This window comes from Pseudanabaena sp. 'Roaring Creek', assembly GCF_001402795.1.
Taxonomy (GTDB): Bacteria; Cyanobacteriota; Cyanobacteriia; order Pseudanabaenales; family Pseudanabaenaceae; genus Pseudanabaena.
The window spans coordinates 1-2,684 of the sequence record NZ_LIRE01000154.1; the positions used below are offsets into that span (position 1 = coordinate 1).

The 2,684-nt window shown below is 43.4% G+C and carries 1 protein-coding gene; it reads left to right on the forward strand.

Annotated features, from left to right (window positions below; genetic code table 11):
* Nucleotides 1-378: 378 nt before the first annotated feature.
* Nucleotides 379-2,634 (forward strand): PAS domain S-box protein, encoded by a 2,256-nt coding sequence (locus AC805_RS04770; protein WP_055074353.1) that lies wholly within the window; start codon nt 379-381, stop codon nt 2,632-2,634.
* The last annotated feature ends 50 nt before the right edge of the window (nt 2,635-2,684 follow it).

Here is a 2,684-nt window from a genome sequence, read left to right on the forward strand (position 1 = left end):
ATACCAATTTCCAAAAGTGTGGCTACACTTTTGGAAATTGGTATCACAGCCCGTTTTAAATTATCCCGAACTCACGTTAACAGACTCCAGAGGATGAGTAGCGGCGCTTCGCGCCGCCACTCATCCTCTGGAGTCCTATAAATAATTCCAATTCACGAAAGTGAGGCAAAACTTTTGCGAATTAAAAACTAAAACCTGTAAGACCTTTCAAATCTCTATTTCAAATCTCTATTTCAAAGCTCAAAATAGCGTAGCCATTTTGAGCTTTGGTATAACTAGGTGGGACATTTTTTATCCGCAAGATAATCCACCCTCTTCTCCTCTTGGTGTTGCTATACTATATAGGTCTTAGAAGACTGGTTAAAGTATGGATTGTATATGGGTATGCGTCTTTGTCTCGAATTGATTGCCACTTCGATTCAGCAACTGCAAGATCTAGAGCAAATTGCTTTACCGCCCGTACCATCTTCCACTGAAATTGACACTAAGACTGAGGCAAGGACTCTTAACCTCGCAGATGCTTTTAATGTTTTGCGAGCAAGTTTAATAGAACTGGAAGTTCATCAGCAATCCCTTGCAGGGGAACTAGATCGATATCGCGAACTCTTTGATTTTGCTCCTGATGGCTACTTTGTTACCAATGCTCAAGGTGATATTACTGAAGCTAACCGTGCGGCTACATTGATGTTTGGTTCGCATCCAATTGGACAAAATCTAGAAAACTTCGTCTATCCCTCCTATAAAGAACAATTTAAGCGTTTGCTCGGTCAGTTGCAAAGAGGGCAAAACATTAAAAGTTTAGATTTTCGGATGCAGTTTCCGACAGGACAGCCTTTTGATGCCAGTTTCACTATTATTAGCATTCGGATGCCAATCGATGGCAGGGTCACGGGGATGCGTTGGTGGATTCAGGATATTACCCAACGGAAGCAAGAAGTTGAAAAGCTGCAGCATTCCCATCAAAGATTAGAAATTCGCGTTGCGGAAATGAACGCGAAACTGAATCTGATGGATCGTCAAATTCGAGTAGAGCGAGAAGAACAACGACGCATTTCTCGCAATCTCACTCGCAACGAAGCAAAGTTACGTGCGATGATGCAGCATTCTTCTGACATTGTGAATATTCTCGATATAGATACGACGATTCACTATTGCAGTCCCGCTTTGTTTAAGACCTTGGGCTATATGCCTGAAGAAATAATCGGCAAGAAATATGTCAAGTTTATCCATCCTGAAGACTTACCAGTTTTTCAAAATTTTTTGGCTCAGTCGGTAGATACCCTATCCGTATCAACTCCCATTGTGATGCGTTATCAACATATGAATGGGAATTGGATTTATCTAGAATCAGTCTGTTGCAATCTTTTGCAGGATGCGAATGTACAGGGTTTAGTCATTAATTCCCGTGACATTACGGAACGCAAACGCACAGAATCTGCTCTCCAAGAGAGCGAACTGCGATTGGCGGCGATCGCTTCGAGTATGCCCGCAACTCTCTATCGTCTCGCCATCTCCTCTGATGGGACTATTTCAATTCCATTTATTAGCGATGGATTAATTGATTTAGTTGGTGTTTTGCCGAAATATGCGACTGCTACTCCCTACCAATTATTGGATTTAATTCATCCTGAAGATGTCGATCAGTTTAAGGCTTTGATCAAGGCTGGCTTTGATAAGCTGGCAACTTTCCGTCATGAATTTAGGATTATCACGATCGCTGGTGAAGTGAAGTGGGTACAAAATATAACCCGTTACTACCTGACCGACAATGGCGCTGTATTTGCCGATGGCGTATGTATTGATATTAGTGAGAGAGGAGAAGCCGAATCTAGTCTTCAGCGGACTAATGAATTGTTACGTGCGGTGATTAAGGCGGTTCCAGTGGCGATCGATATTGTTAGTCCTGACGGAAAGGTTTTATTATGGAATACCGCCGCCGAGAAGCTATTTGCTTGGAATAGTTCCATTACTTTTAATCACTCCCTACCGCATATTTCTGAATCTCAATCCTTAGAATTACAATCAGCAATTCTCGACACCCTAGCTGGCAAGCCCCTTGAAGGCTTTGAGATGGCGATGCAGCTTCGCGATAGCAGTTGGATTAATGTGAGTATTTCAACTGTTTTGGTTCACGATCCCCATGGGAAAATTATTGGGGTATTGCGGATTATCGATGAGTTAGAAGCTTCCCTTGCTGCGGATAGTGACGATCCTCAAAGGCTTCAGTTTGGGAAATCCGCCAATTTATCAATAGTTCGCGCTGGGACAGAAGCGATCGCCAACCTTAGCCTGTCCGTTGCTAATACCTTGCTGGCACAGTATCAAGTTGGTCAACGTAATTTTGCAGGCTTGAATTTGCGCGGGGCTTATTTTGTTAAAGCCGATTTGCAGAAAGCCGACTTGAGCGGGGCGGCTCTTAATGGAAGCAACTGTAGCCACGCTAATTTGCAAGCCGCAAATCTACGGGGGGCAGATTTACGGGGGGCGAACTTGCACAATGCAAACTTACAATACGCAGATTTGCGGGGGGCGGACTTACGGGGAGCAGATTTGCAAGAGGCAAATATAACTGAGGCAATCTTTGACGATAGTAATTTGTTGGGGGCTTTAATAGGTAACGTGAGTTCGGGATAATTTGAAACGAGCTTTGAGAAAGGGTTTGCTACGCAAACCCTTTCTCAAAG

Coding starts and splice junctions, on each gene's coding strand:
- AC805_RS04770 (WP_055074353.1), top strand. CDS start 379: ATGGGTATGCGTCTTTGTCTCGAATTGATTGCCACTTCGATTCAGCAA.